Source organism: Tabrizicola fusiformis (assembly GCF_013328815.1).
Lineage (GTDB): Bacteria > Pseudomonadota > Alphaproteobacteria > Rhodobacterales > Rhodobacteraceae > Fuscibacter.
This window is the reverse complement of the sequence record NZ_JABUHN010000001.1, coordinates 206355-232683: the sequence shown is the minus strand read 5'-3', so window position 1 is coordinate 232683 and position 26329 is coordinate 206355. Positions and strand designations below refer to the sequence as shown.

Below are 26329 nucleotides of genomic sequence, written 5' to 3'. Positions count from 1 at the left end.
GCACCTGACGGGTTTTGTCACGCGACAGGCAGGGCGCGGCACGGCATTCTGATGCCGCTGCCTGCCGGAGAATGCCCATGCGCCGACTGTTCCTGTTGCTTGCCCTGCTGACCGCCACGCCCGCCCCTGGCGGCACGCTGGAAGGGCGACTTGTCACGATGAATGTCCTGACATGGGACGACCCCGCCGCACCCCTGTTCGAAAGCGAGGGCGTGACGGTGAAAGTCGGTCAGGGCGTGGAATTCGGCATGGGGCCGGAGGGTCACGCCCTTGGCTTTGACGTGGTGCCGGTGCAGGTTGAAATCACACCGGGCCGGATCGAACTCAGCTATCCCGAGGCGCAGGGGAACTTCTGGCCCGCCGCCTTCAACGGCTATGTGCTGCATTTCAAGGGCGATTGTCTGGTCTTTTCCGAGGCGCGGATCGACCGGGCGGAAACCACCATGCCGATCCGCCCCGAAGCGGTCTATCGCAGCGGAAATGCGCTTTATATCAACGTATCCGGCCTTGATTACGGACCGAAAGCCAAGCTGGCACTGGACCTTGCCGTCACCGATTGCCCGATAAGCTGACTACCACCAGCCCAGGTGCGCCCGCGTGGCGCGTTCGGCGTCATAGGCGGCGCCGTCGATCTCGCCCGCGCTGGCCTCTTGCAGCATCTGGCCGACGGTCGGCAAACCACCCGACAAATCGCCGCTGGTCCACAGAGCCGAGCGTTGCAGCGCCCGCGCGCATTGCGAATAGACCTCGCCCACGCGGATCACGATCACCGTGCGGGGGTTCTTGCCGTCCCGCTCGAACCGGGCGCGCAGGGCGGCATCGGCGGTCAGCCGCGCGGTGCCGTTGACCCGCACCGAAATGGTGGAACCCGGCACCATGAAATACAGGCTCACCCGCCCGTCGCGCAGAATATTGCGCAGGCTGTCGATCCGCTCATTGCCCTTCCAGTCGGGCAAAAGCAGGGTCTGGGCATCCTCGACCGTCACCACCGGGCCTTCGTCGCCGCGCGGGCTGCCGTCGGTGCCTTCGGGGCCGACCGTGGTCAGCACGCAGAACCGCGATGCCTGAATGAAGGCGCGGTAGGCCGGGGTAAGCTGTGCGGTAACCTTGCGCAACGCGGGCTGCATCGGGGTGCCGTAATGGCCATGCAGCGCATCCAGATCGGTGATCCACTCCATCAGCGGGGCTTCCTTTTCGGCTTGGGCTTCGGCAGCGGCAGAACGGCGGCCAGTGCGCGGGCGGCAGCGGCCAGAACCTCGGGCTCGTCCAGCCAGGGGTCGGCAATCAGATGCGGTTTGGCGCCCGGATAGGGCGCGCCGGTTTCCGCGCCGTCCAGCAGCACCCGCGCTTCGGGCAAATCCTTGAGAAACAGCATGTCGTCGCAGATCAGCGCCACGACCCGCCCGTCAAGATACACGGCATATTCGCCGAACATCTTGCGCGCGGTGGCGCCGGGAATGGCGTCAAGGATCGGTGCAACGGTTTCAGCGCGCGTTGCCATCGGCGGGCCTTTCCTGCCGGAACCCCGCCTCGGCCAACAGCCGGTCCGATGCGGTTTCGATCTGCACCTCCAACGCTTCCATAAAGGGGCCAACCGGCAGCCCCGGGGCGATGGGCGGCAGGAACTCGACCACGGCAAGGCCCGGCTTGCGCAGGATGCCACGCTTGGGCCAGAACAGCCCGACATTGGCCGCCACCGGCACGCAGGGCTGCTCAAGCTGCTGATAAAGCAACCCCGTGCCCACCTTGTAGGGCCGCACCGCCCCCGGCGCGACCCGGGTGCCCTGCGGATAGATGATCAACTGCCCCGGATCGCTGGCACCGCGGGCCACATCGGCCCGCATCTTGGCAATCGCCGCGCCGCGCTTGCCGCGGTCCACCGGCACACAGCCGATGGCCAGCGCATACTGGCCAAGAAAGGGCGCATACATCAACTCACGCTTCATGATGAACTTGCCGCGTGGAACGGCGTTGTAGATCATGATGATGTCAAGAAAGCTCTGATGCTTGGCGGCGATCATCACCTCATCCGTGGGGGGCGTGCCGCGCACCTCGCAGCGCAGCCCGCAAAGCAACCGCAGCGAAAAGAGCGTCCAGCCGCAGAAGGCGTGGCAAGCCCGCACCGCTGCGGCCCGGCTGAACAGCGCGAAGGGCGCAAAGACCACCGCGATCACCGCCATGGCCAGATACATCTGGATGATGAACAGCAAGGACATCAGCCAGCGCAGCGGATTGACCATCAGTGAAACTCCCTCAGCTTGCGGAAGGCGGCCGCACGGGTGGCGGCAAAGGCCACGCCCCCGGCCAGAAACGGCAAAAGCAACGGCAAGAGCCAGCCCGCCCCCTGAAACCCGAGGCCGGTCAGGAACCCGCCTGCGGCCTCGGCACCGGGCAGGGCGGCAATTCCGATCATGCCGGCAACGGCGCCCACCCCGGCCCCCGCCAGCGCGCGCAGGGTAAAGCGCCGCACGAAGGCGCGGGCGATATAACTGTCGCGGGCGCCGACCAGCCGCAAGACCCGGATCACCTGCGCATTGGCCGCCAGCGCCGCATTGGCCGCCAGCGTGATCATCGCAGCCATCGTCAGCCCGATCAGCCCGATCGACAGCCACCCCAGCAGCACCAGCCGCGCCGCCGCCACCGCCAAGGGCCGCCGCCAGCGGGCGTGATCGTCCAGCACGGCCCCCGGCGCCTCGGCCGTCAGGCGCAGGCGCAGCCCCTCGGCGTCATAGCCCGCGCCATCCTCGACCACCTCGATCAGCCGGGGCAAGGGCAGCGCCTGCACCGGCAGGTCGGGGCCGAACCACGGTTCCAGCAACTTGCGCTGCTCCTCTTCGTCCAGCGCGCGGGCGCTGGCGATGCCGGGGGTGGTGGACAACAGCGCCAGCACCGCCTTGACCTGCCGGTCGATCTGGTCTTCCGGGGCCGAAAGCCGCACCGTTGCCGTGCGTTCCAGCGCGCCCGCCCACCGCTCGGCCAGCCGCCCGGAGGCCAGCGCAAGGGCCAGCGCAAAGACCGCCAGAAAGGTCATCGCCCCGGCGGTGAAGAGGGTCAGCCAGGCGGTATGGCCGCTGGGCGGCACCACCGCATCGGCAGGGCCGGGGGCCAGCAGGCGCGAGAGCGACAGACGGGTCACAGATCGGCCCCCGCAAGCTGTATCCGCCGCTTGGCAATGCGCAGCACCCGCGCCGGTATCTGGCTTTTGGCCTGCCGGATCAGGTTCAGGTCATGGGTGGCGACCAGCACCGTCTTGCCCATCCGGTTCAGCTCCACCAGCAGCGTCAGCAGCCGCAGCGACATTTCCCAGTCAAGGTTGCCGGTCGGCTCGTCGGCAAGGATCACATCCGGCCCCATGATGATCGCCCGGGCCAGCGCGGCCCGCTGCCGCTCCCCACCCGAAAGCGAGGGCGGCAAGGCATCGGTCAGCCGCTCCAGCCCAACCCAGGCCAGAAGATCGGCCAGATCGCGCGCCGCCCCGGGCCGCCCCGCCACCGTCAGGGGCAGGGCCACATTGTCGCCCAAAGGCAGGTGATCCAGAAACTGGCAATCCTGATGCACCACCCCGATGCGCCGCCGCGTCATCGCCACATCATCGCGCGCCAGCCCCCGCACCTCGCGGTCAAACAGCGTGACGCGCCCGGCAGTCGGCAGCAATTCGGCATAGCAGAGCTTGAGAAAGGTCGTTTTGCCCGCCCCCGAAGGTCCGGTCAGAAAGTGGAACGACCCCGGCGCAAGGCGCAGGCTGATATCGGACAAAAGCTCTCCGCCGCCATAGTTATAGGCGACATTCTCGAAGGAGATCACCTGTCCGTCCTTTGCCAGCCCTGTCTTGCACCTGCAACCATCGCCCGGAAACGCGGCGGTTTCAATTGGCGCGATTGCGCAAACATCGACAAAGGCTTCCAGAATGGCAATATCGTTGCTACAACAACGACGAAACGCCTGACAAAAACCCTGTGACAGCCTGCGGAACATGACCCCGATGCGCCTAGTCTGCCCAAACTGCGACGCGGAATACGAGGTTGATGCCACGGTGATCCCCGACACCGGGCGCGATGTGCAATGTTCCAACTGCGGCCACGCCTGGTTCCAGCTTCCCGCTGCGGTCGAGGCGGAACTTGCCGCGGAAGAGGCGCTGTTCACGCCGCCGCCCGCCCCCCCCCCCCGCCAGACGGTCGCCGATGTGCCGACCGAAGAGACACCGGCCCCCGAAGACGCCTCTCCGTCAGGGCAGGCGGACGGGGATGAGACTGTCGCACCCGATCCTGCACCTGTCGCGCCCGCGGCCCGTTCGATCGACGAAAGCGTGCTGGCCGTGCTGCGCGAAGAGGCCGAGCGCGAGTTGGGCGCCCGCCGCGCCGAAACCCCCGCCCCGATCGAGACGCAGACCGAAATGGGTCTGACGCCCCCCCCGGCGGCGCCCGCCGCAGCCGACCCGGTTGCCCGCCGCATCGCCCGCATGAAAGGGGTCGCGCCCGAGCCGCCGGTCCCTGCCAAGCCGCAGACCCGGCGCGAGATGCTGCCCGAGATCGAAGAGATCAATTCCACCCTGCGCGCCACATCCGAGCGCCGCTCGGGTGAGGCGGGGGCAGTTTCCGCCACCATGGAACGCCCTCGTTCGAACGGCTTTCGCAATGGCTTTCTGTTGATGGTGGTCCTGGCCACGGTGATCATCGCGCTTTACGCCATGGCACCACGTCTGGCGCAGCAGATCCCGGGCGCGGCGCCGGCGCTGACGGCCTATGTCGCGGCGGTCGATGCCGCGCGGACCTCGCTGGACAGCGGTGTGCAATGGCTGATCGGCGTCTTGCGCGGCCAGACCGGCGCGAACTGAGCCACGGGCGGCGCGCAGCACTCGTCTGTCCTTTGCAGCAAAGCGGCGGCGCAGCCCGTGAACGGGCTGCGCCGCCGCTTTTTCGGAACCGTCGTGCTGCGCCGGGATCCGGTCAGAACAGCTCCAGCAACCGCTTGAGATAGTCGCGTTCGCCCTCGGGCCGGGTCAATTCGCCCGAACGGCGGCGGATTTCATCCAGCAATTCTTCGGCGCGGCGGCGGATATCCTGTTCCTGAACCATGTTGCGGTCCGACCCGATCCGCGACCCTTCGCCAGTCTGCCGACCCAAGGGATCGCGCCCGGCGCGCGGATCGTCCTGGCCTTCGGCGTCGCCCATCCGGGTTTCGCCTTCGCGCCGGCTTTCTTCGGCCAGCGCCTCGCCGAACTCGCGCATCCCCTCGCGCAGCGCCTCCATCGCCTCGGCCTGCCGGTCGAGCGCGCCGGGCAGATCGCCGTCGCGCAGCGCCCGCTCTGCCTCGCGCATGGCCTCGCCCGAACGGTCAAGCTGACGCCGCCCCGCCTCGCCGCGTTCACTGCCGTCGCCGGGCAGGCGCCCGCCGCGCTCCAGCCGCTCGATCTGGCGGCGCAGGTCGCCCTGACGCTCGGCAAGGCTGTCGCCGGGCTGCTGGCCCTCACCGGGGTTCTGGCCCTGCTCGCCCTGCCCTTCGCCCGGCTGCTCGCCCTCAGGGTTGCCCGGCTGGCCGTCCTGCAAATCGCGGAAGGCATCGTCGGACAAATCCTGCTGCCCGCGCAGCGTGTCGCCCAACTCGCGCATGGCCTGCTGACCCGGGCCACCCTGACCCTGACCGCCCTGTCCTTCGCTCAACTGCATGTTTTCCATGAACTGGCGCAGTTGTTCCATCAGCTCGGCGGCTTCGGCGGTCTTGCCTTCCTCCATCAGACGCTGCAACTCATCCAGCATCTGCTGCAACTGATCCTGGCTCATCTCGATGGTCGGGCCGCTCGGCTGCTGCGGGTCTTCGCCGTTGCGCTCGGCCTCTTCGGCCATCTCGCGCATATAGTCGTTCAGGGCCTGACGCATCTCGTCCATCAGCTCCTGAATTTCTTCGGGCGAGGCGCCGTTGCGGATCGCCTCGTCCAGCCGGTCCTGCGCGCGGCGCAGCCGGTCGCGGGCCGAGGCGAGGTCGCCCTCTTCGACCATCAGGGCAATCTGCCACAGCTCTTCGGCCACTTCGTCGCGCAGCGCAGGGTCAAGGGCGGGCGCGGCAAGGCCCGCGTCCAGCCGCGCCATCACCGCCTGCAACCGGGTCAGCGCGGCCGCATTGCGCAACAGACCTTCGGGTTTCCAGACCATGGCCCGCAGCACCTGCGAAACGCGGGGGCCATTCGCAAGGCTCCACATCAGATCGCGGCGCATTTCCACCACTGCGGCAGCGAACGGGTCAAAGAACCGCCGTCCGGGCAGCGTCACCGACAGAGGCGGCGCCTCGGCCACCTGACCAGAGGCATCGGTGACCGAATAGCTCATCGTCACCGGCTGGTTCGACAGCAGCGTCTTCGACAGATCATCGACCAGAAGTTCGGTGAACTTCTTGCGGTCACCGCGCACCGGCATCGGCAGGTCCAGCACCATTTCAGGGATGGCATCGGGTTCGGTGGCCAGACCAAAGCGGCGGTCAACCGCAGCAAGGTCGAGGCGGATCACCACCTGCCCCTTGGTCACGCCATAATCGTCGCTGGCGCTGAACTCCTGACGAAAGCGGCCATCGGCCTCGCGTCTGATCTCGGCCTTGACCTCAACCGTGGGGGCGCCATCAGGGATCACCTCGACCTGCCAGTCACGCCCGCCCCGGCCCTCGATCTGCAAGCGGCCCGATTGCAGGACGATAAATTCCTGCTTCATTTCCGAAGCAGGCGGCACCTCGGTCCGGGCCGAGACGGTTTCCGACAGGATCAGCCCGCCCGGCTCACCATAGAACCGCAGTTGCACGCGGCTGCCCGCGGGCAAGCGCAGCGTGTCGCCGGTCTGGTCGGCAAGGTAGAGCGCGGGCTTGCCGGTATAGGCAGGCGGCTGCACCCAACCCTCCCAGGTCGGGCCGCTCTGCGCCGCCTCGGCACCGCCCGGCACCAGCCCCGCCACCGTCACCACCCGCCAGAGCGAGCCGAAGAACACCGCCATCACCAGCGCGGTCAGCGCCATATAGCGCAGCGCATAGGGGTCGCGGTCGGAAAGGCGCAGATCGGGTGCCACCGCCCGCGCCCCGGCGGCGCGCGCCGCCATCCGCGCCCGGTGCGCCGCCCAGACCGCCTGCGAGGCCGGATCGCCAAGCCCCAGCGCCTGCGCATCGGCCAGTGCCGCAAGGGGCTGGCCCGGCAGCCGCGCGTCCAGCCGCGCCATCGCCTCGGCCCGGGTCGGGCGGCGGAACCGCCGCGCCCCATGGACCAGCGCCCAGACCAGCCCCAGCGCCAGGGAAACCGTGCCATACCAGAAGGCATCCAGCGGCAGATGGTCCTGCAAGCCAAAGGCCAGCGCGGCCAGCACGGCAATGGACAGCGACCACAGCGGCCAGAACGCCCGCGCCAGCCGCTCGGCCCAAAGCCCGGCATGGGTCAGCCGCAGCGGCGTTTCGATCCGCTTGAGAACCTCGGGCGCGTCCAGCCGTTCCATGACCCTCCTTGGGCCTAAAGCCATTCGGGAAGGATATCCCGCTTGAGGATTTCATCAAAGCTTGGCCTTGCCCGGATGACGGCGAAGTGATCCCCCTGCACCAGCACTTCGGGCACCAGCGGGCGGGAATTGTATTCGCTGGCCATCACCGCGCCATAGGCCCCGGCCGAACGGAAGGCGACCAGATCGCCCTCGGCCATCAGCGGCAATTCGCGGCCTTTGCCAAAGGTGTCGCCGGTCTCGCAGACCGGGCCCACCACGTCAAAGGGCTGGGTCGGGCTGCCGGGAATCGCTTCGGCCACCGGAATGATGTCGTGATGCGCCTCATACATCGAGGGGCGGACCAGATCGTTCATCGCGGCATCAAGGATCAGGAAATCGCGCCCCTCACCGTTCTTTACATAGATCACCTGACTGACCAGCAGGCCCGAATTGCCTGAAATCAGCCGCCCCGGCTCGATCTCGATCTCGCAGCCCAGATCGCCAAGGGTGCGCTTGATCATGGCGCCGTAATCGGTGGGCAGGGGCGGCGCTTCGTTCGAGCGGGTGTAGGGAATGCCCAGCCCCCCGCCCAAGTCCAGCCGCCGGATGTCATGACCATCGGCCCGCAGCGCCAGCGTCAATTCCCGCACCTTCTGGAATGCCGCCTCGAACGGGGCAAGCTCGGTCAACTGGCTGCCGATATGCACGTCGATGCCCACCACCTTGAGGCCGGGCAGGCGGGCGATTTCGGCATAGACCTCCCGCGCCCGCGCGATGGGAATGCCGAACTTGTTCTCGCTCTTGCCGGTGGCGATCTTGGCATGGGTCTTGGCGTCAACATCCGGGTTCACCCGCACCGTGACCGGCGCCACCACGCCCAGCGCCGTCGCCACTTCGGACAGGGCGCGCATTTCCGGTTCACTCTCAAGGTTGAACTGCCGGACGCCGCCCTCAAGCGCCAAACGCATCTCCTCGCGCGTCTTGCCGACGCCGGAAAAGACAATGCGGTCACCGGGCACGCCCGCCGCCTTGGCGCGCAGATATTCCCCGCCCGAAACCACATCCATCCCGGCGCCCAGATCGCCCAACAGCTTCAGCACCGCGACGTTGGACAAGGATTTGATGGCAAAGCAGACCAGATGCGGCAAAGGCGCCAGCGCCTCGGTGAAAAGCCGGTAATGCCGGGTCAGCGTGGCCGCCGAATAGACGTAAAACGGCGTGCCCAGCGTGGCCGCAATATCGGGGATCGCCACGCCCTCGGCATGCAAAAGGCCGTCACGATAAAGGAAATGGTCCATGGGGCCTCCGCACTGTCGGGCCGGGTATAACACGCCCATCGTGGCGAGCAACGCAAGCCGCGGCGCGCGCAAGGATTTTCAAAAATCCTTGCCAAATTTCTTGCAAGAAATTTGCGGCGCGCCCTTGGCTACTTTACCACCACCCCTGCCGAGGCCGTGCCGCCCAGCGTGACACCGGGCGCCTGCGGTTCTCCGTCGGCGCCGCAGGCGGCAAGGGTCACGAGGCAAAGCAAGGCGATTGCGCGGGTCATGTCGGGCCTTTCCGGTGTTCCGGCCCGCACCCTGCCCTAGGCCAGCGCCGCCTTCCAGCGGGCAATCTGCTCAACCACCCGCACCGGCGAGGTTCCGCCATAAGAGGTGCGCGAACGGACCGAGTTTTCCACCCCCAGCACGGCAAACACCTCGGCGCTGATACCGGCATGAACCGATTGCATCTGTTCCAGCGTCAGGTCGGGCAGGTCGATCCCGGCCTTTTCCGCCATGGCCACCAGCGTTCCGGTGACGTGGTGGGCATCGCGGAACGGCAGGCCCAGCGCCCGCACCAGCCAGTCGGCAAGATCGGTCGCCGTGGAAAAGCCGCTGGCCGCCGCCGCCTTCAGCCCCTCGCGGTTGGCGGCCATGTCGCTGACCATGCCGGTCATCGCCGCCAGCCCCAGCATCAGCGTGTCGGCGGCGTCGAAGGTCTGCTCCTTGTCTTCCTGCATGTCCTTGGAATAGGTCAGCGCAAGGCCCTTCATCACGGTAAAGAGCGCCACCGTCGCCCCCAGCACCCGGCCCAGCTTGGAGCGCAGCAATTCGGCGGCATCGGGGTTCTTCTTCTGCGGCATGATCGAAGACCCGGTGGTCCATTTGTCCGACAGCCGCACGAAACGGAACTGCGCCGAAGACCAGATGACCAATTCCTCGGCAAAGCGCGACAGGTGCATGGCGCAAATGCTGGCCGCCGACAGGAATTCCAGCGCGAAATCGCGGTCCGACACCGAATCAAGGCTGTTGGCGGTGGGCCGGTCAAAGCCCAGCGCCGCCGCTGTCATGTGCCGGTCAATCGGGAAAGACGTCCCCGCCAGCGCCGCCGCCCCCAGGGGGCATTCGTTCATCCGCCTGCGGGCGTCCTGAAAGCGCGAACGGTCGCGGGCGAACATCTCGACATAGGCCATCATGTGATGGCCCCAGGTCACCGGCTGCGCGGTTTGCAGATGGGTGAAGCCCGGCATCACCCAATCCGCCCCCGCCTCGGCCTGCGCCAGAAAGGCCCGCATCAGCGCCTCAAGCCCGGAAATCGCCGCGTCGCACTGATCACGCACCCAGAGCCGGAAATCCACGGCCACCTGATCATTCCGACTGCGCCCGGTGTGCAGCCGCTTGCCCGCCTCGCCGACGATCTCGGTCAACCGGCTTTCGACGTTCAGGTGAATATCCTCCAGCGCGGTGGAAAACACGAACTTGCCGCCCTCAATCTCTGACAAGACCGTGAGCAGCCCTTCCCCGATCGCCTTTGCATCGCTATCGCTCAGGATGCCCTGCGCCGCCAGCATCGCGGCATGGGCCCGACTGCCCGCGATGTCCTGCGCATAAAGCCGCTGGTCAAACCCGATCGAGGCGTTGATCGCCGTCATGATCGCGTCCGGCCCCTCGGCGAAACGCCCGCCCCACATGGCGTTGGCGGCTTGGGTCTGAACGGGGTCGGTCATGGGATGCCTCTGGGAGAGTGTGGGAAATGCGCAACCTGCTGCTTGCGGTCCTTTATACGGCCTTGACGCTTGGTGCAAATCCCGCACCTGCGACCGATCTCGGCCCGCTCCAGACCGGCGAGATGAAGAAACTCATTCTCACCGAACCACCCGCCGCCCTGCCCGAAGCAATCCTGACCGATGCGAAGGATGGCGAGGTGCCGCTGTCGAACTGGAAAGGCAAGTGGCTGGTGCTGAACTTCTGGGCCACCTGGTGCGCGCCCTGCCGCCGCGAAATGCCCTCGCTTGACCGGCTGCAGGCGGCGATGCCCGGCATCGCCGTTCTGCCCGTCGCCACCGGCCGCAATGACCCCGAGGCGATTGCCCGCTTCTACGCCGATGCCGCCATCACCACCCTGCCGACGCTGCGTGATCCCAAATCCGCCCTGTCGCGCCAATTGGGGGTCTTCGGCCTGCCCGTCACCCTGATCGTCAACCCCGAAGGGCAAGAGGTTGCCCGCCTGATCGGCGATGCCGAATGGGACAGCCCCGAGGCGATTGCCCTGCTGACGGCCCTGACCCAACCCTAGGCCCTTCATCTTGGCCCAAATATCCCCGCCGGAGGCTCCCGCCCCCTTCCCCCGCGCGCCGCTTGCATTTCGGCCCCTCGCCCGCTAGCAACCATCCCGATCCTGCAGGAGGCTCCCATGGACGGGCTCGACACGCTCAAGGCCAAATACCTGACCGCCGCCGCCAATGCGACGGGCGAGGCGGCGCTGGAAGAGGTGCGCCTTGCCGCCCTTGGCAAGAAGGGCGAGATTTCGGCCCTGATGGCGACCTTGGGCAAGATGGACCCCGAAACGCGCAAAACGGCCGGGGTCAGCCTCAACGCGCTCAAGGATGAAATCGACGCCGCGCTGCGCGCCAAGAAGGCCGCGCTGGCCGATGCCGCGCTGGACGAACGCCTGCGCTCGGAATGGCTGGACGTGACCCTGCCCGGCCGGCCGCGCCGGATGGGCACCATCCACCCCGTCAGCCAGGTGATGGAAGAGCTGACCGCGATTTTCGGCGATATGGGCTTTGCCGTGGCCGAAGGGCCGCAGGTGGAGAGCGACTGGTATAACTTCGACGCGCTGAACATCCCGCCGGAACACCCGGCGCGGCAGGAACATGACACCTTCTTCATGCACCGTGCGCCCGGCGACAACCGCCCGCCGCATGTGCTGCGCACCCATACCAGCCCGGTTCAGATCCGCGCCATGGCCGAACAGGGCGCGCCGATCCGGGTCATCGCGCCGGGCCGCGTCTACCGGATGGACATGGACCAGACCCACACCCCGATGTTCCATCAGGTCGAGGGGCTGGCGATTGACCGCGACATCAGCATGGCCAACCTGAAATGGACGCTTGAGGAATTCTGCCGCGCCTTCTTTGAAGTGCCCTCGGTCGAACTGCGCTTCCGCGCCAGCCACTTCCCCTTCACCGAACCTTCGGCCGAAGTGGATATCCGCTGTTCCTGGGAAGGCGGTCAGCTCAAGATCGGCCAAGGCGACAAGTGGATGGAAATTCTCGGCTCTGGCATGGTCCACCCCAAGGTTCTGGCGGCGGCAGGGGTTGATCCGACCCAGTGGCAGGGCTTTGCCTTTGGCATGGGCATCGACCGGATCGCCATGCTGAAATACGGCATCCCCGACCTGCGCGCCTTCTTTGAAAGCGACCTGCGCTGGCTGCGCCATTATGGCTTTGCCGCGCTGGACATGCCGAACCTGCCGGGCGGGCTTTCGCGGTAAGTTGGGCAAGGATGGGCAGATTGCCCATCCTCCGCTTTCGCCTGCCGCCCGTAGGATGGGCAATCTGCTCATCCTCCCGCCTGCCGCCCCCAAACAGCGACAGGTCTGGAATCGCCGCTCTTGCCGCAAGGACAGGCGCCGCATAGGCTCCGGGGATATTTGACCCAAATCCTTGTGAGTCCCCCATGGCCGATGACGTTCAGCGCATCACGGGCACCTCGGCGAAATCCGCCGCGCGCCTGTGCAATTTCGTAACCAGCGAAGCCAAGCTTCTGACCTCGCATATCCAGTATCTGGATACCGAGGTTGCCCCGGTCATCAAGGGCATGATCGGGCCATGGGTCGATCTTTTCGGCTATGCCAGCCGCAGGGGCAATTCGGCCTTCAACACCGTGCTGTCCGAACAGCGGATCAAGGCGGTGAAAGAGCGCATCGCCACCTATGCCGAGAATGTCAATTTTCAGCAGCAAACCGGCTTTGGCGACAGCCAGAGCGGCCCCGATGCCAGCGACAATTCCGGCTATTACCGGGCGGTGGATGTGATGGTCTATGCCACCAAGCCGCCGCCGCGCCCGGTGCCCGTCGCCCCCAAACCGCCCGAGGCGACCAAGTTTGAAATCCGCGTCGTCGGCGGCGGGTCGGCTTCGATCCTTGGGCAGGCCGACAATTTCTTTTTCCAGATCACCGATCTGATCCGCAAGAAGACCTGTTTCTTCTTCTATACCGGGGTCGGCATCGGCATTTCGATCCCCAAGATCCCCGGCCCCGGTTCGGTCACCAAGGCGGGGCCGCCCACCAAATTCACCACCTCGCGCCCGGTGGAGCTGTATAACTTCAACACCCGCGCGCAGCTCTATCAGGATGCGGGTGCCACGCTCGGCTCGGCCAGCATCGGCGGCACGATGCGGCTGGCCATGCTGAATTTCTCGGACAGTCAGGGCTTTGTTGCCACTAAGCCCGGGATGATCCCGATTGAGGGCGGATCGGGCGTGCAGATGCCGGGCCTCGGTTCGGTCACCGAAGGCGTGCTGGCCAAGGTTTCGGACGTGTTCGAGTTCAACGGATACTAAAGGCCCAACGCCGCCAGCGCCCGCTGCAATGGCGCGTCGTCGTCGAAATGCAGCCGCACCACCAGCGTCAGCACCCGGGCGCGAAAGGCGGCGGGCAGGCGTGCGGCATCCTTTTCGGTGGTGACAAGCTGGGCGCCTTTCGCAAAAGCCTCGGCCTCCAGCCGCAGCAGCAGGGCTTCGGACAGCGGCGCGTGATCGTCCAGCGGCTCGGCGCGGACCAGCACCGCCCCCAGTTCGCGCAGGGTGGCAAAGAATTTCTCGGGCCGCCCGATTCCGGCAAAGGCCAGCACCCGCTCCCCCTGCCAGTCCATGCCCATCTGCACCGGCGCCAGATGCCCCGTCAGCACAGGCACCCCCCCCAGCGCCGCGCCCCAGCGGGCGCGAAAACCGGCCTGCGCCGGCGCCGGACCGATGGCCAGCACCAGATCGGCCCGCGCTAGCCCCGCCGCAACCGGCTCGCGCAGCGGCCCGGCGGGCAGGCAAAGCCCGTTGCCAAAGCCGGTTTCGGCATCGACCACCACGATGGACAGATCCTTGGCCACCGCCGGGTTCTGAAACCCGTCATCCAGCAGGATCACCTTTGCCCCTGCCGCCTCGGCGGCCTGCACGCCCGCCGCCCGGTCCTTTGCCACCCAGACCGGCGCAAAGGCCGACATCAGCAGGGGCTCGTCGCCCACATCCGCCGCCGAATGCCGGGCCGGGTCCACGCGCACCGGCCCCTCCAGCCGCCCGCCATAGCCACGGCTGACCAGATGAACGTCGCGCCCGGCCACCACCAGCCGCAGCGCAAGGGCGATGGCCGTGGGCGTCTTGCCGGTGCCCCCCGCATTCAGGTTGCCAATGCAGATCACCGGCACCGCGGCGCGGTAGCCGGGCCGTGCCACCCGCCGCGCCGTCGCCGCCGCATAGATCGCACCCAGCGGTGCCAGCAACCGGGCCAGAAGCCCCGGCGCCTCGGGCGGATTGTTCCAGAACCCCGGGGCGCGCATCAGGCCGCCCCATCGGTCAGGCGGCGGATCAGGTCCAGCACGCTGTCGGTCACCTCGGCCCCGTCCGAAGACACCGCCCATGCCGCCTGCGCCAACCGCGCCGCCTTGTCGGGCGCCAGAAGATCGCCCAGCGCCTCGGCCAGATCGCTGCCCGAGGCAACGGCCCGCGCCGCCCGCGCAGCCCCCAGCCGACCAAAGGCCGTGCCATACCCCCCGGCCCGCGGCCCGTGCAATATGGCCGATCCCAGCGCGGCAGGCTCCATCGGGTTGCGCGCCGCCCCCTGCCCGGCGAGGCTGCCCCCCAGAAAGGTTACCGGCGCCAGCCTATACCAGAGGCCATATTCCTGCGGGTTATCAACGATGTAAACCTCGGTCTCCGGGTCCGGCTCTTCATCGCGGCACCGCAGCGCGACGGTCCAGCCCTCAACCTCCTGCATGTGCTTTGCCAAGTCCGCCGCCCGCGCCGGATCCTGTGGCACAAGGATCAACAGCAGCCGATGCGCCAGCCGCAGCGCGGCGCGGTGCGCTTGGCACACCGCCGCCTCTTCGCCCACCGGCACATCGGCGGCCAGCCAGACCGGCCGCGTTGCCATCAGCCCCGCCAGCGAGGCGCGCTCGGCCTCAAGGCAGGGCAACGCGGTGCTTTCCTCTTCCATCCGCCCGGCCACTTCGACCTGCAACGCGCCCGCCCGGCGAAAGGCCCGTGCCGCCGCCTCATCCACCGCCAGAACCGTGCGCACCGTGGCCAGCGCCCCGCGCAACAGGCCCGGAAACCAGCCATCGCGCCCCAGCGGCAGCGAAGGCTCACGCCCGTCCAGCAGCAGCACGGGAATGCGTCGCGCCTCAGCCTCGTGGAACAGTGCCGGGCGCACCTCGCCCTCGGAGACGGCGATCAGTTCGGGGCGCCAATGGTCCAGAAAAGCGCGCACATCAGATTGATGCTCGGCCGGGGGGGGCAGCGCACCGGCGGCGCCGGTGCCCAGCACCGCCAGACCATCCTCTTCGATCAGCCGCCGCGCCAGTTCGGCCAGTCCCTGCGCCGCTTCGGGGCGCGGCGCATGAAACCAGACCAGCCGCCCCGGCGGGCGCGCTGGCCATCCCTGCCCCGAAGACGGCTCCCGCCGCCCGGTCAGATTGTAAAGCCTGCGGCCAATCGACAGCGCCATGGTCAGGCGGGGCTCAGGCCCCCAGTTCCTCGGTCTCGGAACCCGGCGCCGCCTCGTCGCGCAGGCGGTGAATATGGGCGATGAAATAGCGCATATGGGCATTGTCCACCGTGCGCTGCGCCTCGGCCTTCCAGGCCGAAAAGGCACTGGCATAGTCGGGGAACATGCCGACGATGTGTATTTGCGAGACATCCCTGAAGACGTTCTTCTGCGGGCTGACCAACTCGCCGCCAAAGACGAGGTGAAGGCGCTGGCTCATGGAAACTCTCCGCATGGGTTGGGCAATGGGTTGGCGGGCAGGCTATCCGCTTGCATCGGTGGGGGCAAGCCGGGCCGGGCAGGCCAGTTGCAACGGAAATCATCGCTCACAACAGGCAAAGACCTGATATGAAAAGGAAAAACTTACAAAACCCGCGCGATATCCCCGCTTGCCCCCGCGCCGCTGCCCGGCTAGCCTGCGCGGCAAAGCAGCACAGCAAGGGGCCCGCCCATGTCCGCCATCGAAACCCGCCTCGCCGAACTGGGCGTTACCCTGCCCGACGCCCCCGCCCCGGCGGCCAATTATGTGCCCTTCGTGGTGGTGGGCAATCTTGTCCACATCTCGGGCCAGATCAGCGCCAATGCCGCAGGCCAGATCAAGGGCCGTCTCGGCGCCGACATGAGCGTGGAACAGGGCGCCGATGCCGCCCGTGCCTGCGCCATCTCGCTCTTGGCGCAGTTGAAGAAAGCCTGCGGTGGCGACCTGTCCCGCGTGGTGCGGGCGGTGAAACTGGTGGGCTTCGTCAACTCCACCCCCGAGTTCACGGACCAGCCCAAGGTGATCAACGGCGCCTCCGACTTCATGGTCGCGGCACTGGGCGAGGCCGGTCGCCACGCCCGCTCGGCCGTCTCCGCCGCCTCGCTGCCCTTCGGCGTCGCGGTCGAGATCGAAGGCATTTTCGAGATCGCCTGATGCGCGCGGCCCTGCCCGAAATCTTTCTGACCACCCCGATCGCCCATCGCGCCTATCACAAGCGCAGCGAAGGGCGGCCCGAGAATTCGCTTCCCGCGATGCGGGCGGCGCTTGTCGCGGGCTATGGCATCGAATGCGACCTGCAACTGACGAAAGACGGGCAGGCGCTTGTGTTCCACGACGAATGGCTGGAACGGCTGACCACAGCCACCGGCTTTGTCCGCGACTACACTCTGGCCGAAATGCAGGCCATCGGGTTGAAGGATTGTGCCGAACCCGCCCCCGGCCTCGCGCAGATGCTGGACCTTGTCGCAGGCCGCGTGCCGCTGCTGATCGAGCTGAAAGACCCGACCGACACCATGTCAGACACCGACGGCAGGCTTGAGGCCGCCACTGCTGCTGCCCTTGCGGCCTATCGCGGCCCGGTCGCGCTGATGTCGTTCAACCCGCATGTGATGGCCCATCTGGCCCGGCTGGCGCCGGCAATCCCGCGCGGCCTGACCACCGCCGCCTATGATTACGAAGGCTGGGCGCCGCTTGACCCGGCGCGCTGCGACGAACTCCGCGCCATCCCCGATTACAACCGCACCGGCGCCAGCTTCATCAGCCACGAAGCCGCCGACCTTGGTCGCCCGCGCGTGGCCGAGCTGAAGGCACAGGGCGCTGCAATCCTGACATGGACGATCCGCTCGCCCGCGGATGAGGCAAAGGCGCGGACCGTGGCGCAGAACATCACCTTCGAAAACTACGCCGCGCCGTTCCCGGCTTGACCGCTTTCCTGCCTGCCCCATTTCATCTTGGCGAAAATATCCTCGGGGGCACGGGGGCAGACAGCCCCCGCCGTGGCAAAGGGCGACCGGATGGACCTTGAAGCGCATCTCCTCGATGGTATGGCCGCCATCCCCGCCGCCGAATGGGATGCGCTGGCCTGCCCCGAGGCGGCGGAGGGCCGCCCGGACGACCCCTTCACCACCCACCGCTTTCTGTCGGCTCTGGACCGTTCCGCCTCCACCGGGCCGGGCACGGGGTGGAGCGCGCGGCCCCTTGTGCTGCGGCAGGGCGGGCGGGCACTGGCCGCCCTGCCGCTTTACGTCAAGACCCACAGCCAGGGCGAATACATCTTCGATCAGGGCTGGGCCGAAGCCTATGAGCGGGCCGGCGGGCAGTATTACCCCAAATTGCAGGTGGCCGTGCCCTTTACGCCCGCCACCGGGCGGCGGTTTCTGGGGCCCGCCTCCCTTCGCCCCGCGCTGCTCGAAGCGGCCATCGCGCTGACACGCTCAAACGGCCTTTCCTCGCTGCATGTCACCTTCTGCACCGGGGAAGAGGCGGACGCGCTGGCGGGACATGAGGGCACGCTGCACCGGGTCACCCAGCAATATCACTGGGAAAACCCCGGTTACGGCAGTTTCGACGACTTTCTCGGCCAGCTTTCCAGCCGCAAGCGCAAGATGATCCGCAAAGAGCGCGAGGTGGCCCGCGCCCATGGGCTGACGATCCGCGCGCTGACCGGCGATGCGCTGCGCCCGGAACATTGGGCCGCGATGTGGAGCTTTTATCAGGACACCGGCAGCCGCAAATGGGGCCGCCCCTATCTGACCCGCGCCTTCTTTGACGAGATGCACGCCACGATGCGCGCGGATGTGCTGCTGGTGCTGGCCTATGACGGCACGCAGCCGGTTGCGGGCGCGCTGAACCTGATCGGACGCGGCACGCTTTTTGGCCGCTACTGGGGGGCGCTGGCGGATTATCCCTGCCTGCATTTCGAACTGTGCTATTATCAGGCGATGGATTTCGCCATCGCCCATGGCCTGCGGGTCGAGGCGGGGGCGCAGGGCGAACACAAGCTGGCGCGCGGCTATCTGCCCGCCCCGGTGCATTCGCTGCACTGGATCGCCGACCCCGGCTTTCGCAAGGCGGTGGCGCAGTATCTGGAGGGCGAGCGGCGCGCGGTGGATGAAGAGATCGAGGTGCTGACCGCCTATGGCCCCTTCCGGCGAGGCGGGGCGGCAGACTGACCCGGCAGGACCGGGGGTTTCACACCCCCGGACCCCCGTGGGATATTTGCAGAGAGAGGATGGGTAACAACGCAGATGCTGACATTCTACACACACCCGATGTCACGCGGGCGGATTGCGCGCTGGATGCTGGAGGAGGTGGCCCAGCCCTATGAAACCGTGGTGCTGGACTATGCCACCAGCATGAAGGCCCCCGATTATCTGGCGGTGAACCCGATGGGCAAGGTGCCCGCGCTGGTGCATCCCGGCGGGGTGGTGACAGAGGTGGCCGCGATCTGCTGTTTTCTCGCCGATGCCTATCCGCAGGCAGGGCTGATGCCTGCCGAGCGTGGCGCCTTCTATCGCTGGATGTTCTTCGGTGCCGGGCCGGTGGAGCAGGCGGTGGTCAATACCGCGATGGGTTGGGTGCCCAGCCCCGACAGGCGCCGGGCCGTCGGCTATGGCTGCATCGAGGATGTGGTGGCGACGCTGACCGGGCATCTCGACGGGCGGCGCTATTTCTGCGGCGATGCCTTCAGCGCGGCGGATGTCTATGTCGGCAGCCAGATCGGCTGGGGTCTGCGCTTTGGCACCCTGCCCGGCAATGCGGTGCTGTCGGGCTATTGGGACGGGATCAAGGAGCGGCCCGCACTGGCGCGGGCGAATGCGCTGGATGATGCGCTGATGAAAAAGGAGTAGGGCGATGGCCGCCGTTCTGTTGTCGGACGAAGACCGCGTAACCCGGCTGCCCGCCTTGGGTGAAGCGGGCTGGGGTGCGGTGCCCGACCGCGATGCGATCCGCAAGATATGGAAGTTCCGCAGTTTTTCCGAAGCCTGGGGCTTCATGTCGCGCGCCGCCTTGGTGGCGGAGAAGCTGAACCACCATCCCGAATGGTCCAACACCTATAATGTGGTGGATGTAACCCTGACCACCCATGATTGCGACGGGCTTTCGGCGCTGGATATCGAGCTGGCGCAGAAGATGGACAAGCTGGCGGGAGAGGCAACGGTGGTGCGCAACCATTCCGAGCCGGTGGACTGCCTGTGCAAGATTCATGCAAAGGGCGCGCCGGAATAACCGGCGCAGCCCGGTTGTTCAGATCGCGTCGAGCATCGCCTCGCCGCCCGAAATCTCGCAGGCCGAGGTTTCCTGACCTTGGTTCAGCACCTTGACCACGCCATCTTCGGCATAAAGCGCGAAACGCTTGCTGCGGTCGGCAAAACCCAGATGCGGCACCGAGAATTCCTGCCCGATAGCCTTGGTAAAGCTGCTGTCGGCATCGGCAAGGAAGGTGATGCCGCCTGCCGCCGCGCCGGTCGCCTCGCCCCAAGCCTTCATCACGAAGGGGTCGTTGACGGCAATGCAGATCACCTCATCCACACCCTTTGCCGCCAGCTTTTCCCGCACACGCAGGAAGCTGGGCACATGCGAGGTGGTGCAGGTGCCGGTAAAGGCGCCGGGCAGCCCGAAAATCACCACCTTGCGCCCGGCGAGCTTGTCGCCCAGCGCCACGGTTTCGGCGCCATTGGCGCCCATTTGCAGCAGATTGGCCTGGGGCAGCTTGTCGCCCACGGAAATCGTCATTTGGTCCCTCGCGCGTTGCGTTTCCTCTGCATCGGGATATAGGCTCCGCGCCGGGACAGGACCAGAGGGGGTTTCACATGTCGCATGTCGTGGTGGTGGGGGCCGGGCAGGCCGGATCGGCTGTGACGGCCAAGCTGCGGGCCCTTGGCTTTGACGGCGAGATCACCCTGATCGGCGAAGAAGCAGCCCCGCCCTATCAGCGCCCGCCGCTGTCGAAAGCCTATCTGCTGGGCGAGATGGAGCAGGAGCGGCTTTGGCTGCGCAGCCCCGAGTTTTATGCCGAGCAGCGGATCACCCTGCGGCTTGGCGCGGCGGTGACGGCGGTTGATCCCGCAGCGCAGACGGTGACTGTGGGCGGCGAGGTGCTGCATTATGACGATCTGGTGCTGACCACCGGGTCACGGCCGCGGCGCCTGCCTGCGGCGATCGGTGGCGATCTGGCCGGGGTCTATGCGGTGCGCACACTGGCCGATGTCGATGCCATGCGGGCCGAGTTTGTGCCGGGGCGGCGGCTGGTTGTGGTGGGCGGCGGCTATATCGGGCTTGAGGCGGCGGCAGTGGCGCGCAAGCTGGGCGTCGCGGTGACGGTGATCGAGATGGCCCCGCGCATCCTGCAACGGGTGGCGGCACCGGAAACCTCGGACTGGTTTCGCGCACTGCATGGGGCCCATGGTGCCGAGATCCTTGAGGCGACCGGGCTGGAGCGTTTGCTGGGCGAGGGGCGCGTGACCGGCGTGCGCCTGTCGGACGGCCGCGAACTGCCCGCCGATTTCGTGATTGCCGGGGTGGGTATCACCCCGGGCGCGGAACTGGCCGAGGCGGCCGGATTGGCGATTGAAAACGGCATCCGCACCGATGCCCAAGGCCGCACCAGCGACCCGCATGTCTGGGCGGCGGGCGATTGCGCCAGCTTCCCGTGGAAAGGCGGGCGCATCCGGCTGGAATCGGTGGGCAATGCGATTGATCAGGCGGAATGCGTGGCGGCCAATATTCTGGGCGCGGGCAAGGCTTATGAGGCCAAGCCATGGTTCTGGTCGGATCAATATGACTGCAAACTGCAAATCGCCGGGCTGAACAGCGGCTACGACCGGATAGTGACGCGGGGGGGCGAAGGCGGTTCGGTCTCGTTCTGGTATTACCGCGGGGCGGAGTTGCTGGCGGTGGATGCGATGAACGATCCGCGCGCATATATGGTGGGCAAGCGGCTGATCGAGGCGGGAAAATCGCCTGACCCGGCGCTGGTGGCCGATGCGGGCAGCGATCTGAAAGCCCTGCTGAAGTGACGGGCCGCGCCGCCTTGCCGCGCAGGAGACCGGCATGAGGATCATCGGTGGCGCGCGGCGCGGGCTGCAATTGGCGGCGGTGGGCGAGGGTGACCCGAAGGCCCATCTGCGGCCCACCTCGGACCGGGTGCGCGAGGCGATTTTCAACCTGCTGATCAATGGCGGTTACGGCGACCCGATCACCGGCGCGCGGGTGCTGGACCTGTTTGCAGGCACCGGCGCGCTGGGGCTTGAGGCGCTGTCGCGCGGCGCGGCGCGGGTGGCCTTTGTCGATGACGGCACGGCGGCGCGGGCGCTGTTGCGGCGCAACATCGAGTTGATGCAGGCGATGGGCGTCACCGATGTCTGGCGCCGCGATGCCACCCGGATGGGGCCAAACCGGGGCGCGGGCTATGATCTGTTGTTCCTTGACCCGCCCTATGGCAAGACGCTGGGTGAGGTCAGCCTTGCCTCGTGCCGCGAGGGCGGCTGGATCGCACCGGGGGCGCTGGTGGTCTGGGAAGAAGGCATGGCCCCGCTGCCGCCTGAGGGGTTCGATATGCTGGATCAGCGCAAATACGGCGACACGCTGGTCACGATCCTGCGGGCGCCGGATGCTCCCGGGAAAGGTGCGTGAAATCACGCACCCTACCCATGTGATGCCGTAGGGTGCGTGATTTCACGCACCTTTCCTGCCCGGCTTCAGTCGTTCGGGCTAAAGAATTTACCTGCGGGCGACAGGGTGAAAATCTCGCAACCCGTCGCGGTGACGCCGACCGAATGCTCATATTGCGCGGAAAGCGATTTGTCGCGGGTGATGGCGGTCCAGTCGTCAGCCAGCACCTTGGTCTCGGGCCGGCCGAGGTTCACCATCGGCTCGATGGTGAAGAACATGCCCTCTTCCAGCACCGGCCCGCTGCCCGCGCGGCCATAATGCAGCACATTCGGCGGTGCGTGAAACACCCGGCCAAGGCCATGGCCGCAGAAATCGCGCACCACCGACATGCGGGCAGCCTCGACATGGGTCTGGATCGCATGGCCGATGTCGCCAAAGGTGTTGCCGGGCTTTACCGCCGAGATGCCGCGCATCAGCCCTTCGTGGGTGACATTGATCAGCCGCTGGGCAAAGGGTTTGGGCGTGCCCGCCACATACATCCGGCTGGTATCGCCGAACCAGCCATCCACGATCACCGTCACGTCGATGTTCAGGATGTCGCCGGGTTGCAGCACGTCATTGCTGCGGCCCGGAACCTTGCTGCCCGGAATGCCGTGGCAGACGACGTGGTTCACGCTGATACAAGAGGCGTGCTGATAGCCTTTGTAACCGATGGTGGCCGAGGTGACGCCGCGCCGCACGATCTCTTCGCGGATGAAATCGTCGATCTCGCCGGTGGTGGCGCCGGGTTTGACCAGCGGCCCCACCATATCAAGGATTTCGGCGGCAATGCCCCCCGCCGCGCGCATTCCTGCAAAATCCGCCTCCTGATAGATGCGGATGCCGTCTTTGGTCACGCGGCCACGGGTATCTTCCAAGGTCAGCCTCTTTGCGGTTCGGACCCTAGATAGGCCATGGCGCAGGGATTTGCCAGTGGCGCAGGGCCAAGCCGCCGCTTTGACATCCGCCGGCACCGGCCTATACCCGGAGTTGCGACAAAGAGGTGCAACATGAGCAATCCCACCGCAGCCATGCTGGTGATCGGAGACGAAATCCTCTCGGGCCGGACCCGCGATTCCAACATGCATTATCTGGCCGGCGAGTTGACCCGCATCGGCATCCGCCTGCAAGAGGCGCGCATGGTGGCCGACGATCACGGCGATATCGTCGCGGCGGTGAATGCGCTGCGCGGGCGCTATGACACGGTGTTCACCTCGGGCGGGATCGGGCCGACCCATGATGACATCACCGCCGATGCCATTGCCGCCGCCTTTGGCGTGGCCATCGGGCACCGGGCCGATGCGATGGCGCTGCTTCAGGCGCATTATGACCGCTCCGGCCAGCCCTTCAACGAGGCGCGGCAGCGGATGGCGCGTATCCCCGAGGGGGCGCGGCTGATCGACAATCCGGTGTCGATCGCGCCGGGGTTCAGTCTGGACAATGTGCATGTGATGGCGGGGGTGCCGGGGATCTTTCAGGCGATGGTGGCCAGCGTGCTGCCGACGCTGACCGGGGGCGCGCCGCTCTTGTCGCAAAGCCTGCGGGTGAACCGGGGCGAGGGCGAGATTGCCACGCCCTTTGCGGCGCTTGCGGCCGAGTTCCCCGACCTGACCATGGGATCATATCCGTTCAACCAGAATGGCGCCTATGGCACCAATCTGGTGGTGCGCGGCACCGATCCGGGGCGGCTGGATGCCGCCATGGTCAAGCTTGTGGCGCTGTTCGGATGAAGCAGGATGCGCTTTTCGCCGCGATGGAGGCGACATGGCCCGCTGCCCGCGATTGGCGCCTTGGCCCACTCTGCCTGCGCGATGGTGCCGGGGGGGGCAAGCGGGTTTCTGCGGCAAGCCTTGAAGGGCCCTTTGCCGCCGCCGACCTTGATGCCGCCGAAGCGGCGATGGCCGAACCGCTGTTCCTGATCCGCCCGGGCGAAGAGGCGCTGGACAGCGCCCTTGCCGCGCGGGGCTACCGCGTGGTCGATCCGGTGCTGGCCTATGCCATGCCGGTGGCGGGCGTCGCGCCGCCGGAACGGATGACCACCTTCCCGCATTGGCCGCCGATGGAGATTGCCCGCGCGCTTTGGGCCGACGCGGGCATCGGTGCGGCGCGGCTTGCGGTGATGGAACGGGCTGCGGGGCCGAAATGCGTGATCCTGGGCCGGGCACAGGACCGTGCGGCAGGCGTGGCCTTTGTCGCCTGTCACGGCGATATCGCCATGTTGCACGCGCTTGAGGTGGTGCCCGCCCTGCGTCGGCAAGGTTCCGCGCACAATATCCTGCGGGCCGCTGCCGCATGGGCACTGGATCAGGGCGCTGTTACATTGGCGCTGGTGGTGACCGAGGCGAATGCGGCGGCCCGGGGTCTTTATGCTTCTCTCGGCATGAAGCTTGTGGGACAATACCACTATCGACAGAAGTGAGCCCAGAAGAGGCCAGAGCAGGTGAAGACCCGGATTGCCCCGTTGCGGCGCTGTGCTGCGGCCTTGGCTGCGACCGTGATGGTTGCGCAGCCCGCGCTTGGGTTTGACCTGATGCTGCCCGGCCCAGCGGAAACCACGGCCAGCCGGACCGATCCTTCGACCACCTTCCGCCTGCCGATCGGGCCCTATGCGGCGGGCGCCCTGCCGACACAGCAGACCGAGGGCGCGCTGGAACAGACGGCGTGGAAAATCGCCACGCCCGGGCTTTCGACGCTGGAACTCATCGCACCCCTGCGCGAACAACTGGCCGCGGAAGGCTTCTCCGCGCTTTACGAATGCGAGACCGAAGCCTGTGGCGGGTTCGACTTCCGCTTTGGCACCGATGTTCTGCCCGAACCGGACATGCATGTTGATCTGGGCGATTTCCGCTATCTCGCGGCCGAGCGCAGCGGCCCGTCCGGGCCGGAATTCGTCGCGTTGCTGGTCAGCCGGTCGGCACATGACGGTTTTGTTCAGGTGACACGGATCGGCAGGGGGCTGCGTCCGGCGCCGCTCTTGACCACTTCGACCAAATCGCCCTTCATCGCGCCGGTGCCCGACCAGTCGGCCTTTGCCCTGCCCGCCCCGCCCCCCGGAACCACGGTGGAAAGCGCTGCCAATCTGGGCAAGCGTCTGGAACTGGGGCAGCCCGAGGTGCTGGAGGATCTGGTCTTTGCCACCGGCAAGGCCGAATTGGCCACGGGTGATTTCGCCTCGCTCACCGCGCTTGCCGGTTGGCTGACGGCCGATCCGGCGCGGCAGGTCACGCTGGTCGGCCATACCGATGCCTCGGGCGCGCTGGCGGGCAATATCCGGCTGTCCAAGGCGCGGGCGGAAAGCGTGCGCGCCTATCTGATCAACCGGCTGGGTGTGGGCAGCGGACAGGTGCAGGCCGAGGGGGTGGGCTATCTGGCACCCCGCGCCTCGAACCAGACCGATGAGGGGCGGCAGAAAAACAGAAGGGTCGAGGTCATTTCGACCTCGACCAAGTTGCTCGCGCCTTGAGGAAACTGTCGTGCGGATCGGATGGTGGGGGCCTGCGGCCCCTCACCAGTTGTCGGGGCCCTTGTCGATATAGCGCCGCGCCAGAAAGTCGATGAAGGCGCGCACCTTGGGCTGGGTAAAGCGGCCCGGCGGATAGACGGCATAGATGCCCAGAACCTCGACCGGCAGACCGGGAATGGCCTCTTCGACCTGACCTTGTTTCATCGCATCCGCGTAAAGGAAGCTGGGCAGATAGGCGATGCCAAGGCCGGAAATCGCGGCGTTGAGCAGACTTTGACCGTCATTCACCGTCAGCCAGCCCGCCGTGCGCACCTGCCGCTTTTCGCCCGAGGGGGCGGAAATCTTCCAGACATTGCCATTGGCCTGATTGGAATAATGCAGCAGCTTGTGGTCGTTCAGATCGTCGATCTTCATCGGCCGGCCGTATTTCTGGAAATAGGACGGCGAGGCGATCATCCGCTTGGTCGTCTCGGTCAGCTTGCGGGCGCGAAGTGAACTGTCTTCCAGCTCCCCCACCCGGATGGCAAGGTCGAAGCCTTCGCTGATCAGTTCCACATAGCGGTTGTTCAGCACCATGTTCACGGTGATGTCGGGATATTCCAGCAGGAAATCCCCCAGAATGGGCGACAAGAGGTTCACCCCGAAATCGGTGGCAACGCTGATGCGCAGCAACCCCGACGGCGCCGATTGCATCGAGGTGACCAGCGCATCCGCCTCGCCCGCATCGTTCAGAACGCGGCGGGCGCGGTCGTAATAGGCCAGCCCGATCTCGGTCGGCGAAACGCGGCGGGTGGTGCGGTTGAGTAGCCGCGCGCCAAGGCGGGCCTCCAGTGCCGAAACGTGTTTCGACACGGCAGATTTCGAGATGCCCATCTTCTTGGCGGCATCGGTGAAGCCGCCTTGGTCTACGACCGTGGCAAAGGCTTCCATTTCAGTCAGACGATCCATTGTTTTCCCCAGGTTGGCAGCGAGGGCAGATGGAGCGTT

The 26329-nt window shown here is 66.8% G+C and carries 29 protein-coding genes and 1 pseudogene; 15 read left to right on the top strand and 15 right to left on the bottom strand.

Annotation, left to right across the window (positions count from 1 at the left end):
* Nucleotides 1-77: 77 nt before the first annotated feature.
* The gene (locus HS053_RS01120; RefSeq protein ID WP_174209342.1) at nt 78-572 is read left to right on the top strand and encodes a hypothetical protein; all 495 of its coding nucleotides are present in this window, start codon (nt 78-80) and stop codon (nt 570-572) included.
* Here HS053_RS01120 and HS053_RS01115 read toward each other — a convergent pair whose 3' ends face one another.
* Genes HS053_RS01115 through HS053_RS01095 form a run of 5 tightly spaced genes read right to left on the bottom strand, consistent with a single transcriptional unit; the run spans nt 573 to nt 3804 of the window.
* Complete coding sequence (locus tag HS053_RS01115; RefSeq protein WP_174209341.1) at nt 573-1178, bottom strand: MSMEG_1061 family FMN-dependent PPOX-type flavoprotein; 606 nt, start codon at nt 1176-1178, stop codon at nt 573-575.
* Nucleotides 1178-1501, bottom strand: coding sequence for a TfoX/Sxy family protein (locus tag HS053_RS01110; protein ID WP_174209340.1), 324 nt, complete (start codon nt 1499-1501; stop codon nt 1178-1180). The genes HS053_RS01115 and HS053_RS01110 overlap by 1 nt, the downstream gene beginning before the upstream one ends.
* On the bottom strand, nt 1485-2240 hold the full coding sequence (locus tag HS053_RS01105; RefSeq protein WP_174209339.1) for a lysophospholipid acyltransferase family protein: 756 nt from the start codon (nt 2238-2240) through the stop codon (nt 1485-1487). The genes HS053_RS01110 and HS053_RS01105 overlap by 17 nt, the downstream gene beginning before the upstream one ends.
* A complete protein-coding gene (locus HS053_RS01100; RefSeq protein WP_194245486.1) occupies nt 2240-3127 on the bottom strand; it encodes a cell division protein FtsX in 888 nt (295 codons plus the stop codon). The genes HS053_RS01105 and HS053_RS01100 overlap by 1 nt, the downstream gene beginning before the upstream one ends.
* 5 nt (nt 3128-3132) lie before the next feature.
* A complete protein-coding gene (locus HS053_RS01095) occupies nt 3133-3804 on the bottom strand; it encodes an ATP-binding cassette domain-containing protein (protein WP_174209337.1) in 672 nt (223 codons plus the stop codon).
* Nucleotides 3805-3982: 178 nt separating this feature from the next.
* Between HS053_RS01095 and HS053_RS01090 the strand changes: the two genes are divergently transcribed.
* Complete coding sequence (locus HS053_RS01090) at nt 3983-4834, top strand: zinc-ribbon domain-containing protein (protein ID WP_174209336.1); 852 nt, start codon at nt 3983-3985, stop codon at nt 4832-4834.
* A 112-nt stretch (nt 4835-4946) separates the two neighbouring features.
* Here HS053_RS01090 and HS053_RS01085 read toward each other — a convergent pair whose 3' ends face one another.
* The 4 genes from HS053_RS01085 to argH all read right to left on the bottom strand — a co-directional run bounded on the left by HS053_RS01085 (nt 4947) and on the right by argH (nt 10434).
* Complete coding sequence (locus tag HS053_RS01085) at nt 4947-7463, bottom strand: DUF4175 domain-containing protein (protein ID WP_174209335.1); 2517 nt, start codon at nt 7461-7463, stop codon at nt 4947-4949.
* A gap of 14 nt (nt 7464-7477) precedes the next feature.
* On the bottom strand, nt 7478-8743 hold the full coding sequence (gene lysA / locus HS053_RS01080; RefSeq protein ID WP_174209334.1) for a diaminopimelate decarboxylase: 1266 nt from the start codon (nt 8741-8743) through the stop codon (nt 7478-7480).
* A 128-nt stretch (nt 8744-8871) separates the two neighbouring features.
* Nucleotides 8872-8994 (bottom strand): hypothetical protein, encoded by a 123-nt coding sequence (locus HS053_RS22460; RefSeq protein ID WP_277817034.1) that lies wholly within the window; start codon nt 8992-8994, stop codon nt 8872-8874.
* Nucleotides 8995-9030: 36 nt separating this feature from the next.
* Complete coding sequence (gene argH, locus HS053_RS01075; RefSeq protein ID WP_174209333.1) at nt 9031-10434, bottom strand: argininosuccinate lyase; 1404 nt, start codon at nt 10432-10434, stop codon at nt 9031-9033.
* A 26-nt stretch (nt 10435-10460) separates the two neighbouring features.
* Between argH and HS053_RS01070 the strand changes: the two genes are divergently transcribed.
* From HS053_RS01070 to HS053_RS01060, 3 genes are all read left to right on the top strand, one after another.
* Entirely contained in the window at nt 10461-11003 is a 543-nt protein-coding gene (locus HS053_RS01070; RefSeq protein ID WP_174209332.1) for a TlpA family protein disulfide reductase, read from the top strand.
* A 117-nt stretch (nt 11004-11120) separates the two neighbouring features.
* Entirely contained in the window at nt 11121-12203 is a 1083-nt protein-coding gene (gene pheS, locus HS053_RS01065; protein ID WP_174209331.1) for a phenylalanine--tRNA ligase subunit alpha, read from the top strand.
* Nucleotides 12204-12388: 185 nt separating this feature from the next.
* On the top strand, nt 12389-13273 hold the full coding sequence (locus HS053_RS01060) for an OmpA family protein (protein WP_174209330.1): 885 nt from the start codon (nt 12389-12391) through the stop codon (nt 13271-13273).
* On the opposite strand, the gene lpxK is transcribed toward HS053_RS01060, so the two are convergent.
* Genes lpxK through HS053_RS01045 form a run of 3 tightly spaced genes read right to left on the bottom strand, consistent with a single transcriptional unit; the run spans nt 13270 to nt 15687 of the window.
* Nucleotides 13270-14262, bottom strand: a complete 993-nt coding sequence (gene lpxK, locus HS053_RS01055) for a tetraacyldisaccharide 4'-kinase (RefSeq protein WP_174209329.1) — start codon at nt 14260-14262, stop codon at nt 13270-13272. The genes HS053_RS01060 and lpxK overlap by 4 nt on opposite strands.
* The gene (locus HS053_RS01050; protein WP_174209328.1) at nt 14262-15428 is read right to left on the bottom strand and encodes a 3-deoxy-D-manno-octulosonic acid transferase; all 1167 of its coding nucleotides are present in this window, start codon (nt 15426-15428) and stop codon (nt 14262-14264) included. The genes lpxK and HS053_RS01050 overlap by 1 nt, the downstream gene beginning before the upstream one ends.
* Nucleotides 15429-15441: 13 nt before the next feature.
* Nucleotides 15442-15687, bottom strand: a complete 246-nt coding sequence (locus HS053_RS01045; RefSeq protein WP_174209327.1) for a DUF4170 domain-containing protein — start codon at nt 15685-15687, stop codon at nt 15442-15444.
* Between the two features lie 231 nt (nt 15688-15918).
* On the opposite strand from HS053_RS01045, the gene HS053_RS01040 reads away from it, so the two are divergent.
* The 5 genes from HS053_RS01040 (at nt 15919) to HS053_RS01020 (ending at nt 19455) form a co-directional block, all read left to right on the top strand.
* Nucleotides 15919-16380, top strand: a complete 462-nt coding sequence (locus tag HS053_RS01040) for a RidA family protein (RefSeq protein WP_174209326.1) — start codon at nt 15919-15921, stop codon at nt 16378-16380.
* Nucleotides 16380-17150 (top strand): glycerophosphodiester phosphodiesterase family protein, encoded by a 771-nt coding sequence (locus HS053_RS01035; protein WP_174209325.1) that lies wholly within the window; start codon nt 16380-16382, stop codon nt 17148-17150. The genes HS053_RS01040 and HS053_RS01035 overlap by 1 nt, the downstream gene beginning before the upstream one ends.
* A gap of 90 nt (nt 17151-17240) precedes the next feature.
* Nucleotides 17241-18398 carry a GNAT family N-acetyltransferase gene (locus HS053_RS01030; RefSeq protein WP_174209618.1) on the top strand — a complete coding sequence of 386 codons (1158 nt, stop codon included), beginning with the start codon at nt 17241-17243 and terminating at the stop codon, nt 18396-18398.
* Between the two features lie 75 nt (nt 18399-18473).
* A complete protein-coding gene (locus HS053_RS01025) occupies nt 18474-19076 on the top strand; it encodes a glutathione S-transferase family protein (RefSeq protein ID WP_174209324.1) in 603 nt (200 codons plus the stop codon).
* A 4-nt stretch (nt 19077-19080) separates the two neighbouring features.
* On the top strand, nt 19081-19455 hold the full coding sequence (locus HS053_RS01020) for a 4a-hydroxytetrahydrobiopterin dehydratase (RefSeq protein ID WP_174209323.1): 375 nt from the start codon (nt 19081-19083) through the stop codon (nt 19453-19455).
* Nucleotides 19456-19473: 18 nt separating this feature from the next.
* Here HS053_RS01020 and HS053_RS01015 read toward each other — a convergent pair whose 3' ends face one another.
* Nucleotides 19474-19962, bottom strand: a complete 489-nt coding sequence (locus tag HS053_RS01015) for a peroxiredoxin (protein ID WP_174209322.1) — start codon at nt 19960-19962, stop codon at nt 19474-19476.
* Nucleotides 19963-20039: 77 nt separating this feature from the next.
* Here HS053_RS01015 and HS053_RS01010 point away from each other — a divergent pair, with 77 nt between their 5' ends.
* Complete coding sequence (locus HS053_RS01010; RefSeq protein WP_174209321.1) at nt 20040-21245, top strand: NAD(P)/FAD-dependent oxidoreductase; 1206 nt, start codon at nt 20040-20042, stop codon at nt 21243-21245.
* Between the two features lie 31 nt (nt 21246-21276).
* Nucleotides 21277-21861 (top strand): annotated as a pseudogene (rsmD, locus tag HS053_RS01005) (16S rRNA (guanine(966)-N(2))-methyltransferase RsmD); the annotation flags it as partial.
* Between the two features lie 65 nt (nt 21862-21926).
* On the opposite strand, the gene map reads toward rsmD, so the two are convergent.
* Nucleotides 21927-22757 carry a type I methionyl aminopeptidase gene (map, locus tag HS053_RS01000; protein ID WP_174209319.1) on the bottom strand — a complete coding sequence of 277 codons (831 nt, stop codon included), beginning with the start codon at nt 22755-22757 and terminating at the stop codon, nt 21927-21929.
* Nucleotides 22758-22889: 132 nt separating this feature from the next.
* Here map and HS053_RS00995 point away from each other — a divergent pair, with 132 nt between their 5' ends.
* From HS053_RS00995 to HS053_RS00985, 3 genes are all read left to right on the top strand, one after another.
* Nucleotides 22890-23609: a competence/damage-inducible protein A gene (locus tag HS053_RS00995; RefSeq protein WP_174209318.1), complete on the top strand. Its 720-nt coding sequence runs from the start codon at nt 22890-22892 to the stop codon at nt 23607-23609.
* Nucleotides 23606-24298, top strand: coding sequence for a GNAT family N-acetyltransferase (locus tag HS053_RS00990; protein ID WP_174209317.1), 693 nt, complete (start codon nt 23606-23608; stop codon nt 24296-24298). The genes HS053_RS00995 and HS053_RS00990 overlap by 4 nt, the downstream gene beginning before the upstream one ends.
* 63 nt (nt 24299-24361) lie before the next feature.
* Nucleotides 24362-25342, top strand: coding sequence for an OmpA family protein (locus HS053_RS00985; RefSeq protein WP_174209316.1), 981 nt, complete (start codon nt 24362-24364; stop codon nt 25340-25342).
* A gap of 42 nt (nt 25343-25384) precedes the next feature.
* Here HS053_RS00985 and HS053_RS00980 read toward each other — a convergent pair whose 3' ends face one another.
* On the bottom strand, nt 25385-26290 hold the full coding sequence (locus HS053_RS00980) for a LysR family transcriptional regulator (protein WP_174209315.1): 906 nt from the start codon (nt 26288-26290) through the stop codon (nt 25385-25387).
* Nucleotides 26291-26329: the final 39 nt, after the last annotated feature.

Excerpts from the sequence above, each read along its gene's own strand:
- HS053_RS01085 (WP_174209335.1), bottom strand. The coding sequence starts at position 7,463 with ATGGAACGGCTGGACGCGCCCGAGGTTCTCAAGCGGATCGAAACGCCG.
- lpxK (WP_174209329.1), bottom strand. The coding sequence starts at position 14,262 with ATGCGCGCCCCGGGGTTCTGGAACAATCCGCCCGAGGCGCCGGGGCTT.
- HS053_RS01120 (WP_174209342.1), top strand. The coding sequence starts at position 78 with ATGCGCCGACTGTTCCTGTTGCTTGCCCTGCTGACCGCCACGCCCGCC.
- HS053_RS01045 (WP_174209327.1), bottom strand. The coding sequence starts at position 15,687 with ATGAGCCAGCGCCTTCACCTCGTCTTTGGCGGCGAGTTGGTCAGCCCG.
- HS053_RS01035 (WP_174209325.1), top strand. The coding sequence starts at position 16,380 with ATGCGCGCGGCCCTGCCCGAAATCTTTCTGACCACCCCGATCGCCCAT.
- HS053_RS22460 (WP_277817034.1), bottom strand. The coding sequence starts at position 8,994 with ATGACCCGCGCAATCGCCTTGCTTTGCCTCGTGACCCTTGCCGCCTGC.
- HS053_RS01050 (WP_174209328.1), bottom strand. The coding sequence starts at position 15,428 with ATGGCGCTGTCGATTGGCCGCAGGCTTTACAATCTGACCGGGCGGCGG.
- argH (WP_174209333.1), bottom strand. The coding sequence starts at position 10,434 with ATGACCGACCCCGTTCAGACCCAAGCCGCCAACGCCATGTGGGGCGGG.
- HS053_RS01060 (WP_174209330.1), top strand. The coding sequence starts at position 12,389 with ATGGCCGATGACGTTCAGCGCATCACGGGCACCTCGGCGAAATCCGCC.
- pheS (WP_174209331.1), top strand. The coding sequence starts at position 11,121 with ATGGACGGGCTCGACACGCTCAAGGCCAAATACCTGACCGCCGCCGCC.
- HS053_RS01030 (WP_174209618.1), top strand. The coding sequence starts at position 17,241 with ATGGACCTTGAAGCGCATCTCCTCGATGGTATGGCCGCCATCCCCGCC.
- lysA (WP_174209334.1), bottom strand. The coding sequence starts at position 8,743 with ATGGACCATTTCCTTTATCGTGACGGCCTTTTGCATGCCGAGGGCGTG.
- HS053_RS01025 (WP_174209324.1), top strand. The coding sequence starts at position 18,474 with ATGCTGACATTCTACACACACCCGATGTCACGCGGGCGGATTGCGCGC.
- HS053_RS01110 (WP_174209340.1), bottom strand. The coding sequence starts at position 1,501 with ATGGCAACGCGCGCTGAAACCGTTGCACCGATCCTTGACGCCATTCCC.
- HS053_RS00990 (WP_174209317.1), top strand. The coding sequence starts at position 23,606 with ATGAAGCAGGATGCGCTTTTCGCCGCGATGGAGGCGACATGGCCCGCT.
- HS053_RS01015 (WP_174209322.1), bottom strand. The coding sequence starts at position 19,962 with ATGACGATTTCCGTGGGCGACAAGCTGCCCCAGGCCAATCTGCTGCAA.
- HS053_RS01105 (WP_174209339.1), bottom strand. The coding sequence starts at position 2,240 with ATGGTCAATCCGCTGCGCTGGCTGATGTCCTTGCTGTTCATCATCCAG.
- HS053_RS00980 (WP_174209315.1), bottom strand. The coding sequence starts at position 26,290 with ATGGATCGTCTGACTGAAATGGAAGCCTTTGCCACGGTCGTAGACCAA.
- HS053_RS01010 (WP_174209321.1), top strand. The coding sequence starts at position 20,040 with ATGTCGCATGTCGTGGTGGTGGGGGCCGGGCAGGCCGGATCGGCTGTG.
- HS053_RS00995 (WP_174209318.1), top strand. The coding sequence starts at position 22,890 with ATGAGCAATCCCACCGCAGCCATGCTGGTGATCGGAGACGAAATCCTC.
- HS053_RS01040 (WP_174209326.1), top strand. The coding sequence starts at position 15,919 with ATGTCCGCCATCGAAACCCGCCTCGCCGAACTGGGCGTTACCCTGCCC.
- HS053_RS01115 (WP_174209341.1), bottom strand. The coding sequence starts at position 1,178 with ATGGAGTGGATCACCGATCTGGATGCGCTGCATGGCCATTACGGCACC.
- HS053_RS01090 (WP_174209336.1), top strand. The coding sequence starts at position 3,983 with ATGCGCCTAGTCTGCCCAAACTGCGACGCGGAATACGAGGTTGATGCC.
- HS053_RS01020 (WP_174209323.1), top strand. The coding sequence starts at position 19,081 with ATGGCCGCCGTTCTGTTGTCGGACGAAGACCGCGTAACCCGGCTGCCC.
- HS053_RS01070 (WP_174209332.1), top strand. The coding sequence starts at position 10,461 with ATGCGCAACCTGCTGCTTGCGGTCCTTTATACGGCCTTGACGCTTGGT.